The organism is Achromobacter sp. E1 (genome assembly GCF_037039475.1).
Lineage (GTDB): Bacteria > Pseudomonadota > Gammaproteobacteria > Burkholderiales > Burkholderiaceae_B > Achromobacter > Achromobacter mucicolens.
Map to the genome: position 1 here is coordinate 1,646,455 of NZ_CP146253.1, position 16,078 is coordinate 1,662,532.

14 protein-coding genes are annotated in these 16,078 nt (G+C 66.5%); 8 read left to right on the top strand and 6 right to left on the bottom strand.

Features of this window, described 5'->3' with window-relative positions; all coding sequences use genetic code 11:
• Positions 1–76 precede the first annotated feature (76 nt).
• Complete coding sequence (locus tag V6V88_RS07485; RefSeq protein ID WP_062838649.1) at positions 77–1,468, top strand: L-serine ammonia-lyase; 1,392 nt, start codon at positions 77–79, stop codon at positions 1,466–1,468.
• Positions 1,469–1,842: 374 nt separating this feature from the next.
• Here the strand turns inward: V6V88_RS07485 and htpX are convergent, their stop codons facing one another.
• Entirely contained in the window at positions 1,843–2,724 is an 882-nt protein-coding gene (gene htpX, locus V6V88_RS07490; RefSeq protein WP_056322419.1) for a protease HtpX, read from the bottom strand.
• A 153-nt stretch (positions 2,725–2,877) separates the two neighbouring features.
• Here htpX and V6V88_RS07495 point away from each other — a divergent pair, with 153 nt between their 5' ends.
• Together V6V88_RS07495 and V6V88_RS07500 are read left to right on the top strand one after the other, a co-directional pair.
• A complete protein-coding gene (locus V6V88_RS07495) occupies positions 2,878–3,732 on the top strand; it encodes a DMT family transporter (RefSeq protein ID WP_056322422.1) in 855 nt (284 codons plus the stop codon).
• A gap of 39 nt (positions 3,733–3,771) precedes the next feature.
• Entirely contained in the window at positions 3,772–4,623 is an 852-nt protein-coding gene (locus V6V88_RS07500) for a sulfurtransferase (protein WP_062838650.1), read from the top strand.
• 57 nt (positions 4,624–4,680) lie between these two features.
• Here V6V88_RS07500 and V6V88_RS07505 read toward each other — a convergent pair whose 3' ends face one another.
• A complete protein-coding gene (locus tag V6V88_RS07505) occupies positions 4,681–5,250 on the bottom strand; it encodes a phosphonate degradation HD-domain oxygenase (RefSeq protein WP_056322428.1) in 570 nt (189 codons plus the stop codon).
• A gap of 53 nt (positions 5,251–5,303) precedes the next feature.
• Complete coding sequence (locus V6V88_RS07510) at positions 5,304–6,167, bottom strand: LysR family transcriptional regulator (protein WP_056322757.1); 864 nt, start codon at positions 6,165–6,167, stop codon at positions 5,304–5,306.
• 146 nt (positions 6,168–6,313) lie between these two features.
• Here V6V88_RS07510 and V6V88_RS07515 point away from each other — a divergent pair, with 146 nt between their 5' ends.
• The 5 genes from V6V88_RS07515 (at position 6,314) to V6V88_RS07535 (ending at position 12,310) form a co-directional block, all read left to right on the top strand.
• Entirely contained in the window at positions 6,314–7,387 is a 1,074-nt protein-coding gene (locus V6V88_RS07515; protein ID WP_062838651.1) for a putative 2-aminoethylphosphonate ABC transporter ATP-binding protein, read from the top strand.
• A 7-nt stretch (positions 7,388–7,394) separates the two neighbouring features.
• Entirely contained in the window at positions 7,395–9,167 is a 1,773-nt protein-coding gene (locus V6V88_RS07520; protein WP_230964896.1) for a putative 2-aminoethylphosphonate ABC transporter permease subunit, read from the top strand.
• A 17-nt stretch (positions 9,168–9,184) separates the two neighbouring features.
• The gene (gene phnX / locus V6V88_RS07525) at positions 9,185–10,015 is read left to right on the top strand and encodes a phosphonoacetaldehyde hydrolase (RefSeq protein WP_196589450.1); all 831 of its coding nucleotides are present in this window, start codon (positions 9,185–9,187) and stop codon (positions 10,013–10,015) included.
• A gap of 126 nt (positions 10,016–10,141) precedes the next feature.
• A complete protein-coding gene (locus tag V6V88_RS07530; RefSeq protein WP_062838654.1) occupies positions 10,142–11,164 on the top strand; it encodes a putative 2-aminoethylphosphonate ABC transporter substrate-binding protein in 1,023 nt (340 codons plus the stop codon).
• Between the two features lie 15 nt (positions 11,165–11,179).
• Positions 11,180–12,310, top strand: a complete 1,131-nt coding sequence (locus V6V88_RS07535) for a TIGR03364 family FAD-dependent oxidoreductase (protein WP_062838655.1) — start codon at positions 11,180–11,182, stop codon at positions 12,308–12,310.
• A gap of 80 nt (positions 12,311–12,390) precedes the next feature.
• On the opposite strand, the gene V6V88_RS07540 is transcribed toward V6V88_RS07535, so the two are convergent.
• The 3 genes from V6V88_RS07540 to V6V88_RS07550 form a co-directional block, all read right to left on the bottom strand.
• Entirely contained in the window at positions 12,391–13,536 is a 1,146-nt protein-coding gene (locus V6V88_RS07540) for an aromatic ring-hydroxylating dioxygenase subunit alpha (protein ID WP_062838656.1), read from the bottom strand.
• A 290-nt stretch (positions 13,537–13,826) separates the two neighbouring features.
• Positions 13,827–14,837 carry an acyltransferase family protein gene (locus V6V88_RS07545; RefSeq protein ID WP_223574762.1) on the bottom strand — a complete coding sequence of 337 codons (1,011 nt, stop codon included), beginning with the start codon at positions 14,835–14,837 and terminating at the stop codon, positions 13,827–13,829.
• A gap of 213 nt (positions 14,838–15,050) precedes the next feature.
• Positions 15,051–16,019: a tripartite tricarboxylate transporter substrate binding protein gene (locus V6V88_RS07550; protein WP_128827776.1), complete on the bottom strand. Its 969-nt coding sequence runs from the start codon at positions 16,017–16,019 to the stop codon at positions 15,051–15,053.
• Positions 16,020–16,078 lie beyond the last annotated feature (59 nt).

Genomic DNA, 16,078 nt, shown 5'->3' on the forward strand with positions numbered 1-16,078 from the left:
GGGCGGGGCTTTGCTGCGTGCGCCCGGGCTCGCGCGTATCATTGCCTGATCGTTGGTGGATGTATTGGAGTTTGGCGTGGCCGTTTCCGTTTTCGATCTGTTCAAGATAGGCATTGGCCCGTCGAGCTCTCATACCGTGGGCCCGATGCGGGCGGCGCTGCTATTTGCGCAAGGGCTCGAGCGCGACGGCCTTGTGCCGCGCGTGGCCAGCGTGCGGGCCGAACTGTACGGATCGCTGGGCGCCACCGGCAAGGGGCACGGCACCGACAAGGGCGTGCTGCTGGGCCTGATGGGCGAGGCGCCGGATACGGTCGACCCCGCGGCCATCGCCGGCATGATTGCCTCGGTGCGCGCCAGCCGGCAGTTGCCGTTGCTGGGCAAGTACCCGCTGCCCTTCGTGGAAAAGGAACACATGATGTTCTACCGCCGCGAAGCCATGGCCGAACACCCCAACGGCATGAAATTCCACGCATTCGACGCCGACGGCCAGTCGCTGCGCGAGGCCCGCTACCTGTCGGTGGGCGGCGGCTTCGTCGTCACCGCCGGCGCCTCCAACAGCCAGGTCATCGCGGCGCACGACCAGTTGCCGTACCCGTTTCGCATGGGTCGCGAACTGCTGGCCATGTGCCAGGACAACGGTTTGACCGTCGCCCAGGTCATGATGCAGAACGAGCTGACCTGGCGCGAAGCCTCGGAGGTCAATGCCGGCCTGGACCGCATCTGGCTGGTCATGCAGGACTGCGTGGCGCGCGGCTGCGGCATCAACTATCCGGAGGCGGACGGCGAGTTGCCCGGCCCGTTGCGCGTGCGCCGGCGCGCCCCCGAGCTATACCGCAATCTCACCCAGCGGGCCGAGCGCACGTTGTCCGACCCGCTTTCCGTCATGGATTGGGTGAACCTGTACGCGATGGCCGTCAACGAAGAGAACGCCGCGGGCGGCCGGGTGGTTACTGCACCAACCAACGGCGCGGCGGGCATCATTCCGGCCGTGCTGCACTATTACGACCGCTTTGTGCCGGGCGCCAACCGCGAGGGTGTGCGCGAGTTCCTGCTGACCGCGGCGGCGATCGGGCTGCTCTACAAGTACAACGCGTCGCTGTCCGGCGCGGAAGTGGGCTGCCAGGGCGAAGTCGGCGTGGCCTGTTCGATGGCGGCCGGCGGACTGGCGGCGGCGCTGGGCGGGTCGGTCGAGCAGGTGGAAAACGCGGCCGAGATCGGCATGGAGCACAACCTGGGCCTGACCTGCGATCCCGTCGGCGGGCTGGTGCAGATTCCCTGTATCGAACGCAACGCCATGGCCTCGGTCAAGGCCGTGAATGCCGCCCGCATGGCGCTGCGCGGCGACGGTCAGCACTACGTGTCGCTGGATTCGGTCATCAAGACCATGCGCGAAACCGGCGCGGATATGAAGACCAAGTACAAGGAAACGGCGCGGGGCGGTTTGGCGGTGAATATCGTCGAGTGCTGAGCGATGTGATGCCGAGGTCGTTGTTGCTGCAAAGCACCCTCGGCAAGGTGTCTGACACCCAGGGGAGATGATCTCGGGCTTGTCGCAACATCTCAGCGGGTGTCAGACACCCATCGATGCAACGCAAAGCACCCTCGGCAAGGTGTCTGACACCCTGGGGAGATGATCTCGGGCGTGTCGCAACATCTAAGCGGGTGTCAGACACCGATCCATGCAACGCAAAGCACCCTCGGCAAGGTGTCTGACACCCTGGGGAGATGATCTCGGGCTTGTCGCAACATCTCAGAGGGTGTCAGACACCCATCCCTGCAACAGCGTCAGATTTGAACGCAAAAAAGCCCGCCGAAGCGGGCTTTTTTGCGGCCGGTGACCGGTCAGATCACGCGGGCATTCTGCAGCGCGGCGATGCGGGCCGGGATCGGCGGGTGCGAGGCGAACATGGCCGCCAGGCCGCCCTTGCCGGTGATGCCGGACGCTTCGAAGGACTTGGGCAGTTCGCCCGGTTCCAGGCCGCCCAGGCGGGCGAGCGCGCGGATCATCGGTTCGCGGGCGCCCATCAGGTGGGCCGAGCCGGCGTCGGCGCGGTATTCGCGCTGGCGCGAGAACCAGGCCACGATGATCGAGGCCAGCACGCCGAAGATGATTTCACAGACCAGCACGGTGACGAAGTACCCCGGGCCGATGCCGCGTTCGTTCTTGAACACGACGCGGTCGATGAAGTAGCCGACCACGCGCGCCAGGAAGATGACGAAGGTGTTCACCACGCCCTGGATCAGGGTCAGGGTGACCATGTCGCCGTTGGCGATGTGCGCGACTTCGTGCGCCAGCACGGCCGCGACTTCCTCTTCGGTCATGCTTTCGAGCAGGCCCGTGGACACGGCGACCAGGGAGTCGTTCTTGAATGCGCCCGTGGCAAATGCGTTGGGGGCGCCTTCGTAGATGGCGACTTCGGGGCGGCCGATGCCGGCGCGGTCGGCCAGTTGGTGGACGGTGTCGACCAGCCAGGCCTCGCGCTGGTTGCGGGGCGAGTTGGGATCCAGCACCTGCGCGCCCGTGCTCCATTTGGCCATCGGCTTGCTCATGAGGAGCGAGATGATGGCGCCGGTGAAGCCGACCACGACCGAGAAGATCAGGAGCGCGTTGAAGTTGATCCCGTTGGCCGTGATGACACGGTCTACGCCCAGGATGCGAAGCGTGGCCGACAGCACGAGCATGACGGCCAGGTTGGTAATGACGAACAGAACAATGCGTTTCATGTTTTTTATATTCCTCTGCGAGCGGCAAATACCCGGATTTCGACATGGCGGAGCCTTGCCAGTTCCCCGACTCGCCGGCTCCTCGCCCGGTGACGGAGAGTATAGTATCGCTTTCCCTTATTCCTTCCCCCTTTTCCCTTAGCGTAGACCCGCATGCAAGCACTTTGGATGTTGGTGGCGTCCGCCATGTTCGCCATCATGGGGTCGTTCGTGAAGCTCGGCACCGAACACGGCGCATCGCTGCCGCAGGTCGTGCTCTTTCGCGGCCTGCCGTCGGTGATCCTGCTGCTGCTCTGGGCGCGCGCCGGCCGCCAGTCCATCATTCCCACGAGCTGGAAGCTGCACATCTGGCGCAACCTGTCCGGCGTCACCTCGATGTGGCTGGGCTTTTTTGCCATCTCCCATCTGCCGCTGGCCACCGCCACCAGCCTGAACTACACGGCGCCGCTGTTCATCGCCTGCTGGATGCTGGGATGGGGCGGGGCGCAGCGTGACCCGGTGCGGATCCTGGCCGTGGTGCTGGGCTTTCTGGGCGTGATCGCCGTGCTGCGGCCAAGCATCAACGACGACCAGTGGCTTGCCGCCCTGCTCGGCATGGGGGCGGGGGCCATGTCCGCCATTGCGATGATGCAGATCCGCCAATTGGGCCGCATTGGCGAACCCGAATGGCGCACCGTGCTGTTCTTTTCGGTGGCCGTGTGCGCCTCCAGCGCCGCCGGCCTGGCGTTCGAGGGCTGGGGCTACGCGGACTGGACCGGTTACCTGTCGCTCCTGGGCGTGGGCGTCGCGGGGCTGTTCGGACAGTTGGCCATGACCCGGGCGTTCGGCATGGGGTCGGCGCTGCTGACCGCCGCCCTGCAGTACAGCACCATCATCTTCGCGGCACTGATCGGCATGGGCTTCTGGGGCGACCATCTGGACGTCGTGGCCTGGGCCGGCATGGGCCTGATCATTTTCGCGGGCCTGCTTTCGGTGTGGCGCACCATGCGCGACCCCAAGCCGGGCTGATCCCGGCGCCCGCCGCTTTTCACACAGGAGCCCCATCGCATGACGACGACCCTGATCACCGCCGCCGATCTCTCTGCACGCCTGGACTCGCCCGACGTGCGCGTGTTCGACGTGCGCCATGACCTGACCAATCATTCGGCGGGCCGGCAGGCCTACGACGCAGGCCACATCCCCGGGGCCCGCTTCCTGGATCACGAAACCGAGCTGGCTGCCGCCCGCACCGGCAAGAACGGACGGCATCCGCTGCCCGACCGGGCACAGTTTGGCGCCCTGATGGCCGCGCATGGCGTGACGCCCGCCACGCTGGTGGTGGCCTACGACGCCAGCGGCGGCATGTACGCGGCGCATCTGTGGTGGATGCTGCGCTGGCTGGGCCATGACCGGGTCGCCGTGCTGGATGGCGGGTGGCAGGCCTGGACGGCTGCGGGGCTGCCCGTCAGCCACGATCCGGCGCCGGCGGTGCAGCCGGGCGCGCCTGTCGAACCGGGCAAGTCCCTGGCGGGCACGGTCGATGCCCAGGCGGTGCTGGCCAACATCGCCCAGCCGTCGTTCACGGTCGTCGACGCGCGCGCCGCCAACCGGTATCGCGGCGAAGTCGAACCCATGGACCCGGTGGCCGGCCATATCCCCGGCGCGCTGAACCGCCCGAACGGCGAAAACCTGCAGCCCGATGGCCGTTTCAAGACGGCCGAGCAGCTGCGCGCGGAGTTCGGCAGCCTGCTGGCCGGGCGCGACCCAGCCTCGGTCGTCCACCAGTGCGGCTCGGGCATCACGGCCTGCCACAACCTGCTGTCCATGGAGATTGCCGGCCTGACGGGCTCGCGCCTCTATCCGGGGTCGTGGAGCGAATGGTGCAGCGATCCCGCCCGGCCGGTGGCCAAGGGCGCGTGAACGAACAAAAGCCAGGGCAACGCACCCTGGCTTTTTTTCCTGGGCGGTGCGCGGCCGTTACCAGACGGCGGCCAGCTTGACGCGGCCGGACACGCTTTCGGCGATCTCCAGGAAGTGATCGAGCGGCGGCGTGGCCAGCCCCGGCACCTTGGCCATGTCGTCCCAGCGCCGCAGACGGATCGCGTCCGGCGCGCCGGGCATGCTGGCGAAGTCGACCGCCTGGCCCGCGTCGAAACTGCCGCCCTGCAGCGCCAGGCTGCGGCGGGAATCGTCCGACAGCTTCGCTTCGTACTGCGGTTCCACGTAGCAGAGGTAGCGCTTGGCTTCCACGTGCAGCCGGATGGGGTCCAGCACGGCGGAACTGAACAAGCCGCGCAGGAAGGGCAGCACGAAATACTGATGCTTGTCGTCGATGCCGCGCAGCGTGGGTGTGCCCGGCCGGTCGGCGATCAGATGGCCCAGGTCATGCAGCAGGCAGGCCGTGATGAGATGGGCTTTGGCGCCGTGCTGTTCGGCCAGGGCGGCCGTTTGCAGCGCATGGCGCAGATGGCTGACGGATTCGCCGTCATAGGACCGGTGTCCGCGTTCAAGGAAAAGCTGTTCGATGTCCTGCAGGGTCAAGGCCATGGTTGTCTCCTGAGTGGCCGCAAGGGGAAGAGGCGGGACAGTGACCGCGACGGTCAGCCGGCTGCCGGCGCCATCTCCAGAAAGCGCGCGATGAGTTGCACCGGTTGGCGCTCGCGCAAGCAGTACAGGTATTCATTCATCACGATGCCGGCGTCCTGGATGTCCAGGGCGGCCAGATCGGGATGGGACGGAATTTCGCGTGACGGGATAAGGCTGATGCCCAGTTCGCACAGGATGGCCTGTCGGATCGACTCGCGGCTGCCGATCTCCAGCGTGCGGCGCACGGTGACGCCGGCCGCCCGCAGCGCGTCTTCGGTCAGCTGGCGCGTCATGGAGCCGGGTTCGCGCAGCAGCAGCGCGTGCTCGGCCAGATCGGCCAGCCGCACCTGGCCGCGCCGGGCCAGCGGATGATCGCGATGCGCCACCACGCGGATCGGGTCTGCGGCGATCTTGCGGCGGTACAGGTGCTTGTCATCCATCAGAAAGGAAGACGTGGCAATCTCGATGCGGTAATCCTGCAGCGCCTGCAGCATCGACTGCGAATTGCCGATCGTGACCGTCAGGTCGATGCCGGGATAGCGCTGGTTGTAGCGCCGCACGGTATCCATGATGTAGTAGGGGCCGGTCGCGCCAATGCGCAGGTTACCCTCGCGCAGGTCGCTCGCGTCACGCAGCCGGAAGTCGATCTCGGTCTCCTGCTGCACCAGCTTCTCGACCATCGGCATCAGGTTTTGCCCGGCGTCCGACAGCCGCATGCCGCGCCCCTGCCGATGAAACAGCTCGATGCCGTAGCGCGATTCAAGCTGGCGCAATTGCCCCGTCACCGTGGGCTGGCTGACGCCCAGCTGGGCGGCGGCCTTGGTGACGGTTCCGCAGCGGGCCACGGCATAGAAGGATTTGAGTTCGGCGACGAGCACGATCGGGGGGCGAAGGTTGGACGCAATGCGCAAGACCGCCAGTACACCAAAATATTTTGATGTTTTTATTACTGCATTTGCGCGAAGTGTCATAAACGCTCAATACGCGGCTCCCATACTGCCTTCGTTCCCAGACCGGAGGCCCCATGCCCCAACGCGATACCGCCTTTCTCTCCGTGCAGAATCTCGTGAAGCGATTCGGCAGCCACACGGCGCTGGCCGACGTTTCGCTGGATATCCGCGCCGGAGAATTGGTGTGCCTGCTGGGGCCGTCGGGGTGCGGCAAGACAACGCTGCTGCGCGCGATCGCCGGCCTGGAGCGCCAGGACAGCGGAACCATCGTGCTGTCCGGCCGTGATATTTCCCATGCCGAGCCGCAGGCGCGCGACTACGGCATCCTGTTCCAGTCCTATGCGCTGTTTCCGAACCTGACCGTGGCCCAGAACGTGGCCTATGGCCTGAGCGGCAAGCGCGCCCATCGCAACCACGTCGCCAGCCGCGTCGAGGAAATGCTGACGCTGGTCGGCCTGGCCGGCGCGGCGCAGAAGTATCCCGGCCAGATTTCGGGCGGCCAGCAGCAACGCGTGGCGCTGGCGCGCGCGCTGGCCCCGTCGCCGTCGCTGCTGTTGCTGGACGAACCCATGTCGGCATTGGACGCGCGTGTGCGCGAACACCTGCGAATCGAACTGCGCGCGCTGCAAAAGCGCCTGTCCATCACCACGCTGATGGTGACGCATGACCAGGAAGAGGCCATGGTGATGGCCGACCGCATCGCCGTGATGAATGGCGGCGTGATCGAGCAGTACGGCACGCCGCGTGAACTCTACCGCCAGCCGGGATCGGCCTTCATCGCCGACTTCGTGGGCGAAGCCAACTGGCTGCCGTTCGAACGCATCGATACGCATCGCGCCCGGGTGGGGCGGCAGGAACTGGCGGTCGACGCGGCGCTGGACGCCCGCTCGGGCAAGCTTTTCGTGCGGCCCGAGGCCGTGCGCGTCAGCATGGCCAAGCCCGAAGAGCCCAACGCCATGCTGGCCGACGTGCTTGACGGCGTGTTCCTGGGGCGCAGCTACCGCCTTGCCCTGCGCCTGGAAGGCGTGCCCGGCGCCACCGTGCATTCCATCGTGTCCCCCGAAACCGGAGATGCCCTCTTGGGCCCTCACGCTGCCAGCCGTTGCTGGGTGGAGCTGCCGCGCCATGCGATACGCGCCTACGCTTGATCCAGCCATGAACGATTCGCGCGCCGTGGGTCAGACCGCGCCCCATTCCCCGGCTCCCGCCGCCTTTGCGCCGCTGCCCGCCTTGGGGCGCCGCCCGCTGCCCGCCTGGATCGGCGCGCTGGGCCTGGCGCTGGGGCAGGGCGGTCTGGCGCTGGGCCTGCTCGTATTCCTGGCGCTGCCCCTGGCGGCGATCCTCGTCAAATCGGTGACGGACGCCGATGGCGGCTGGGCCGGCCTGTATGTCATCGCGGGCATCATCGGCGCCGATGGTTTCCTGGACATGGTGGGGCGCAGCCTTGCCGTGGGAATCGTGACGACGTTGCTGGTCGTGCCCTGCGCCTACGGCTTTGCCTATGGCCTCACGCGCACCCGCCTGCCGGGCAAGGGCATCCTGCGCACGATCGCGCTGTTGCCGCTGCTTGCGCCGTCGCTGCTGCCCGGCATCGCGCTGGTCTATCTGTTGGGCAATCAGGGACTGCTCAAGGGCCTGACTGGCGGCGCCACCATCTATGGCTTCTGGGGCATCGTGGTGGGCGAGGCGTTCTACACGTTTCCGCATGCGCTCATGATCCTGCTGACGGGCCTGGCGCTGGCCGACGGCCGCCTCTATGACGCGGCACGCGCCATGGGCGCGGGCACGTGGCGCACCTTCATGACGGTCACGCTGCCCGGCACGCGTTACGCGGTGTTCTCGGCCTGCTGCGTGGTCTTCACGCTGACCGTCACCGACTTTGGCGTGCCCAAGGTGGTGGGCGGCGACTACAACGTACTCGCCATGGAGGCCTACAAGGCGGTGGTCGGGCAGCAGAATTTCCCCAAGGGTGCGGCCATCGGCATCCTGTTGCTGCTGCCGGCGCTGCTGACCTTCGTGCTGGACCGCCGGCTGCGGGCCCGCCAGGGCGCCCAGATGAGCGGCCGCGCGCAGCCTTACGCGGCCGGCGTGAACGGCCGCCGCGACGCGGCATTCCTGGCCCTGTCCGGCGTGATGGCTGCCTTCCTGCTGCTCATCATCGGTGTGGCGGTGTGGGCGTCGTTCGTGAAGATGTGGCCGTACAACCTGTCGATGTCGCTGCGTTCTTACGACTTCGACAACATGGACGGCGGCGGCTGGCTCGCCTGGCGCAACAGCCTGCAGCTCGCGTTCTTCACGGCGCTCACGGGCACCCTGGTGGTCTTCGTGGGCGCGTGGATGATGGAGAAGGTGCCTGCGCGCGGCACGATGGCGCGCGGCCTGCGCGGCATGGCCGGCATGCTGGCGCTGATGCCGATGGCGGTGCCGGGGCTCGTGCTGGGCCTGGGCTACATCTTCTTTTTCAATAGCCTGGCAAACCCCCTGAACGTGCTGTACGGGACGATGCCGCTGCTGGTGCTGTGCACGGTCGTGCACTTCTACACCAGCGCCCACCTGACAGCCGCCACGGCGCTCAATGCGCTCGACCCGGAGTTCGAGGCCGCCTCCGCGTCGCTGAAGGTGCCGCGCCTGACGACCTTCCTGCGCGTGACGCTGCCGATGTGCCTGCCCGCAGCGCTGGATGTTGCCCGCTACCTTTTCGTATCCGCCATGACGACGGTGTCGGCCGTGGTGTTTCTCTACAGCCCGTCGACGGTGCTGGCCGCCGTGGCCGTGCTTAACATGGACGACGCCGGCTTCATCGGTCCGGCCGCCGCCATGTGCACGGTCATCATGGCCAGCTCCGCCGCCGCCGCCCTGGTCCTGCACCTGGCCAGCCGTGCCCTGGTGGCGCGCACGCAGGCCTGGCGGCGCCCGGCGACCCGTTGATCGGCCAATTTTTCAGGATAACTTCCATGACAGTTCAACCCTTGCCCGTCCGCCTCGAGGCGGTGATCTTCGACTGGGCCGGCACGCTGGTCGACTTCGGCTCCTTTGCGCCCACCAAGGTGTTCGTGGACGCGTTCGCGCAGTTCGGCATGGACGTGTCGCTGAAGCAGGCGCGCGGCCCGATGGGCATGGGCAAGTGGGACCACATCCGTACCCTGTGCGACCAGCCCGCCATCGCCGCCCAGTATCAGGCCCGCTTCGGCCGCGTGCCCAGCGACGACGACGTCACCGCCATCTACGAGCGTTTCCTGCCGATGCAGCTGGAGAAGGTGGCGCAGTATTCGGCGGCCATTCCCGGCGCGGCCGACGTGATGCGCGCCTTGCGCGGGCGCGGCCTGAAGATCGGTTCATGCTCCGGCTATCCCGCCAGTGTGATGCGTCGCGTCGTCGAGCGAGCGGCCGCCGATAACCTGACGCCCGATTGCATCGTCGCCAGCGACGAGGTGCCGCGCGCGCGTCCGGCGCCCGCGATGGCCCTGAAGAACGTGGTCGAGCTGGGCCTGTCCGACGTGGCCGCGTGCATCAAGGTCGACGACACCGCGCCGGGCATCGAAGAAGGCCGCCGCGCCGGCATGTGGACCGTGGGCCTCTTGCTGTCGGGCAATGCCGCGGGCCTGACGCTTGACGAATACCTTGGCCTTGCCGGCCCCGCCCGTGACGCAGCACGCGCCGCCGCGCGCGCGGAGCTGAAACCGGCCGGCCCGCATTACGTGATCGACACGGTGGCTGACTTGCCGGCCGTGGTCGACGACATCGAAGCCCGTCTGGCGCGAGGCGAACGCCCCTGATCTAAACCCTGCCGCCCGGCGCTCCGGGCCACCCCGAAACCTTTGACTCACCGCGATCCGCAGCCGGCAGCCGCCGGCCGTGGGGACCTCGTTCATCCTGTTTTTCGCTCACGCACGGAGTTGTTCATGAATCGCTACAAGCTGCTTGCACTGGCCGCCGCCCTGACGGGCGTGATGGGCGCCGCCTCGGCCGAGACCACGTTGACCGTCTACACGGCGCTGGAAGCCGACCAGATCAAGGCCTACCAGGCCGCCTTCGAGAAGGCCAATCCCGACATCAAGATCCAGTGGGTGCGCGACTCCACCGGCATCATCGCCGCCAAGCTGCTGGCCGAGAAGAACAACCCCAAGGCCGACGTGATCTGGGGCTTGGCCGGCACGGCGCTGGGCCTGATGGACAAGGAAGGCATGCTGCAGCCCTACGCCCCCAAGGGCCTGGACCAGATCGCCGCCAACATGCGCGACGCGAAGGCCGAACCCGCCTGGGTCGGCATGGACGGCTACGCCGCCGCCATCTGCTTGAACACGATCGAAGCCGAAAAGCAGAAGCTGCCCAAGCCCACGTCGTGGCAGGACCTGACCAAGCCGGTGTATGCCGGCAAGATCGTCATGCCCAACCCGGCCTCGTCCGGCACGGGCTTTCTGGACGTGAGCGCCTGGCTGCAGATGTTTGGCGAAGAAAAGGGCTGGGCTTACATGGACGCCCTGCACAAGAACATCGGCTCGTACACGCACTCGGGCTCCAAGCCGTGCAACATGGCTGCCGCCGGCGAATTCCCGATCGGCATCTCGTTCGACTACCGCGCGGCCAAGCTGAAGGCCGACGGCGCGCCGGTCGAAGCCGTGTTCCCTTCGGAAGGCCTGGGCTGGGAAGTGGAAGCCACCGCCATCATGAAGGGCACGAAGAACCTGGAAGCCGCCCGCAAGCTGGCTGACTTCTCGGCCAGCCGCGAGGCCAATGAGCTGTACAAGGCCAACTTCGCGGTGCTGGCGATTCCGTCGATCGCCACGGCCAACCCGAACCTGCCCGCCGACCTGACCGCGCGCATGATCAAGAACGACTTCACGTGGGCCGCCACGAATCGCGACCGCATCATCGCCGAGTGGACCCGCCGCTACGACGGTAAGTCCGAGCCCAAGAAGAAGTAAGGCGGCGTCCCGGCGATGAAGACTTACGACGTAATCGTGGTGGGCGCGGGCATGCTCGGTATCGCGCATGCCTGGGCGGCCGCCAAGCGCGGCCTGTCCGTGGCCGTCATCGAGCGCAGCCGCCAGGCCCACGGTGCCACCATCCGCAACTTCGGACAGGTCATCGTGACGGGGCAGGCGCCCGGCACGATGCTGTCGCACGCGCAGCAGTCGCGCGAGCTGTGGCTCGACCTGGCGGACAAGGCGGGCTTTCATGTGCGCGCCAACGGGGCGCTGGTGCTGGCCCGCAACGTCGACGAGGCCGACGTGCTGCAGGAGTTCGCGGACACGCGCCTGCGGCAGGAAGGGTATCGCGCGGATCTGCTTTCCGCGCGTGAGGTGGCCGGCCTTTATGGCGGCCAGCTCGCGCATCACAGCCTGGCGCTGCGCGGCCACGACGATCTGCAGATCTATTCGCGCGAGGCGCTGCCGGCCATCACGCACTACCTGCAGTCTTCGTTGGGCGTGGACTTCATCACCGGAACGCTCGCGCGCGCCGTGGAAAAGGGCGAAGTCAGCACGTCGGCGGGCGACTTCACGGGCACGCACGTCTTCGTGTGCCCGGGCCACGACTACCTGACCCTGCTGCCGGAACTGTTCGCGCCGCTGGATCTGGAGGTCACGCGCCTTCAGATGCTGCGCGCGGTGTTCGACACGCATCCCATCGCGCTGGACCGGCCGCTGCTGACCGGGCTGTCGTGCGTGCATTACGGCGCGTTCTCGGACCTGCCCACGGCGCAGGCGCTGCGCGGCGTGATCCAGGCGCGCACGCCCATGCTGCTGGAAAACGGCATCCACCTGCTGATCAGCCCCACGCCCTACGGCGAACTGATCATCGGCGATTCGCACCGCTATGGACAGGACGCGCTGCCGTTCAATGACGAGGCAGTCGACAACGCGATGCTGGACCTGGCGTCGCAGGCATTGGGCGCGCGGCTGCGGGTGGTGGAGCGCTGGCAGGGCGTCTACGGCGCGCACGGGCCGGCGCCGTTCTCGGTCATGCCGGTGGATCCGGCGACCACGGTGGCGGTCATGCACTCCGGCGTCGGCATGACGGTGGGGCTGGCGATCGGCGAAAGGACGGTCGCTGGTGTCATCGGACGCTGACGCATCCAGACGAAAAAAGGGCCTCGCGAATCGGAACCGATGTCGCGAGGCCCTTTGTCTTGCAAGCCGGGGCAGGGGAACTACACCGCTTGCATGATGCGGCGGTACCACTCATGAAAGTGCTGCATGCCGTCTTCCATGGGCGACTGGTAGGGACCGGTCTCGTTCACGCCGCGCAGCATCAGTGCCTTGCGGCCAGCGTCCATGCGTTCGGCGATCTCGTCGTCCTCGATGGCCGTTTCCATGTAGGCCGCGCGCTGCGCCTCGACGAATTCGCGCTCGAAGGCGGCGATTTCCTCGGGGTAGTAGAACTCGACCACGTTCACCGTTTCCTGCGGGCTCTTCGGGTACAGCGTGGACAGCACCAGCACATGCGGATAGAGCTCGATCATGTGCGTCGGGAAGTACGTGACCCACACGGCGCCGAAGTCGGGGGCGTCGCCTTCACGGAACGACAGCAGGCGGTCGTGCCACTGCTTGTAGACGTCCGAGCCGGGCTGCGCCAGCGCATTGTGCACGCCCACTTTCTGCAGGCTGTACCAGTCGTTGAACTCCCAGGTCAGGTCGTCGCAGGTGACGAAACGCCCCAGTCCGGGATGGAACGGGCCGACGTGGTAGTCCTCGAGGTAGACCTCGATGAAGGTCTTCCAGTTGTAGTTGCACTGATGCACTTCAACGTGGTCCAGCACGTAGTCGCCGAAGTCGAACTCGGGACGCGCAAACAGCGGCGCCATGTCGGCGGCCGGATCGCGCGGGCCTTCGAAGAGCAGCCCGTGGCAATCGCGCAGGCGGAACTTCTGCAGGTTCATGCAGGGCGTGGTCTCGAACTGCGGCGCGCCCAACAACTCACCCTGGTTGTTGTACGTCCAGCGATGCAGCGGGCAGACAATATTGCCGCCCGTGGCCTTCAGGTTGCCATGCGTGTTGCAGTTGCCGGCCACGTTGCCGGCCTGGCCGCCAAGCATCAGTGCCTGACGGTGGCGGCAGACATTTGAGATGAGTTCGACGCCGTGCTGGTTGCGAACCAGCGAGCGCCCTCCGTTTTCCTGGACCAACGTACGCCAATCCCCGATTTCGGGCACCAATTTCTGGTGGCCGACATAAAGCGAGGATTGCTTGAAAATGAGTTCTTGCTCGCGGGCAAAGAGGGCTTCGTCAAAATATGCGCTGACGGGTAGCTGGGTGCGAGCTGGCACGACATGTGCCATCCGACCGATGTCGGTCATGATTCCCTCCGCTCGGATAAAAAAGCCAGGACGGTTTGAGCCTTGCCAGGTGCTTTTGTTCAAGTCCAGGATCCCGGCGACGGTTCCGGCGGGTCTTGTTCGTGAATTCGAGCCTGGTTGAATCCGTTCTGGCGCGAAGAAAAATCGGTGTCTGGCCGATCAAGTAAGCCGTGAATTGTACCCCAAGGGCCTGTGCGATGCCCGGGGCAATCCCCCCGGCTTATCGAGGCAATCCGCGGGCGGCATTGCCCCGGCGCAAAGCGCGATTAACCCTTTAATCCGTAGGTCTTTCAGACGAGGCGCCGCGTGGCCGGATGACGGCGCAGCAGCCAGCTGCTGGCGGCTGACAACGCAAACACCATCATCGTCAGCAAGGGCACCGCCCACACGTCTCGGTCGCCGCCGGAAAAGGCGCCGGCGCGGCGCGCGACATCCAGGAAGACCGGATGGATGAGATAGACGCCAAAGGTCAGCGGAGCCAGCGCGGCAAGCCGGGGCAGCCGCGGCGAGGACACGATCCATTGGAACGCGGCCAGCGACATGAACGGGACCGTCAGGCTGAAGTAGTCGTAGAAGTAGGTGTCCAGCACGTGGCCGTTGGACATGATCGTCACGCCCATCGCCGTCGCGGCCACGGTGGCGGCAAGCATCAGGCCCGGGCGCGGCACGCGCATCTCGCCGTCAAAGATCAGGCGGCCGGCGACGAAGTAGCCCAGATAGGGCAGGAACCACGTCAGGAAAAAACCATGCGGCGCGCCCAGCGCGCGGCGATACAGGGCGTCAAGGATCGCCACCCCCAGGATGCCCACGACCCACAATGCGCGCGCCTTCGGCGTGCTGCGCGCATACAGCACCCGCACCAGCGGCGCGAACAGGTACAGGCCGACGATCATGTACAGATACCAAAGGTGGTAATAGGGCTCGCCCTGCGCGACCTTGCGCGGCCAGAACGAAAAGTCCACGCGTCCGTCGTCCCACCAATCCAGGCCGGTGCGCCACGCCAGGTAGAAGAGCGTCCAGAACAGCAGCGGCGCGCAGATCCGCGCCATGCGTTTGCTGTAGAAGCGCCGCGCATCGTGCGGCTTGTCGGGATCGAGCAGCAGGGCGCCGCTCACCATCACGAAGACGGGCACGCACCAGCGCGCGGCCGAGTCATACAGGTTGGCGGCCAGCCATGCGCCGCGGCCATGCGCGGCGGGATCGCTGACGATGAGTGCGGCGCTGTGCAGCAGAACGACGGCCAGCGCAGCCAGCCAACGGGCTGAGTCAAGGCGGGCGTCTCGGTCTTCGGAGTGAGGCATCGGGCTCCCGGATGGTTCGACTTCTTCTCGCCTTACCTTATCAGCGCCGCCACTCCGATTTCTGTATCCAGGGGTTAAGCCGCGCGTAAAAAACCGACAGGGCCGGGAGGTCGCTGTCGGGGGGAAGGGGCCTGCCCGCAGCTGAGCCGCGGGCAGGCCGATCGCGGGCCGGCGGTCCGCGAACGTTTTGTCACGAAACCGGCGGGTAGAGCCTTACTGCAGGACGATGTTGGCCTGCTTGATGAGCTGCGACACGATGGGCTGTTCGGTCTTGATCTGCTTGTCCAGTTCGGCGGCGGTGCCCGAACGCGGGTCGATGCCCATGTCCAGCAGGCGCTTTTTCACGGCTTCGTCCTGCAGCGTTTCGGTCAACGCGGCCTGCAGGCGTTCGACCACGGGCGCCGGCGTGCCCTTGGGCGCAACGAAGCTGAACCAGGCGGTCATGTCGAACGACGGGTAGCCCTGTTCAGCCAGCGTGCCCAGGTTGGGCTGCGTCGCCAGGCGTTTGGGGCTGGTGATCGCGAAGACCTTGACCTTGCCGGCGTCGGCCTGCGGCATGCCGGTGGCCACCATGTCGAAGAACAGGTCCACGTCGCCGCTGACCAGGGCGGGCAGGGCCTGCGTGGCGCCCTTGAACGGCACGTGCAGGATGTCGATGCCGGCGCGTTCCTTGAACAGTTCACCGGCCAGGTGCGACGAGGTGCCCGGACCGAACGTGGCAAACGTCAGCTTGCCCGGATTCTGCTTGGCGTAGGCCACCACGTCCTGGGTGTTGTTGAACGGGCGCTTCGGCGTGGACAGCAGGACCAGCGGACCGACGCCGACCATGCCGATCTTGGCGAAGCTGTCCGGGTCGTAGGGCAGTTCCTTATAGAGATAGCGGTTGGTCACCAGCGTGGAGTTCGTGGCCATCAGGATGGTGTAGCCGTCCGGCGCTTCGCGCGAGACGTAGGCGGCGCCGATGGACGTGCCCGCGCCGGCCTTGTTCTCCACGATCATCGACTGGCCCAGGTTCTTGGCCATCCGCTCGGCCAGCACGCGCGTCAGCACGTCGGTGGCGCCGCCAGCCGGGAAGGGCGAAATCACCTTGATCGGCCGCGCCGGATACGTGTCGGCCTGCGCGCCCAGCGCGGCAGCGCTGAGCATCAGGGTGGCGAGCAGTTTGAAGCTGTTGCGAATCATGTTTTCCCCTTGAAATCGCGTGGTCAGAGTGGATCGCCGGGCCTGGCTTGGCTGACTTG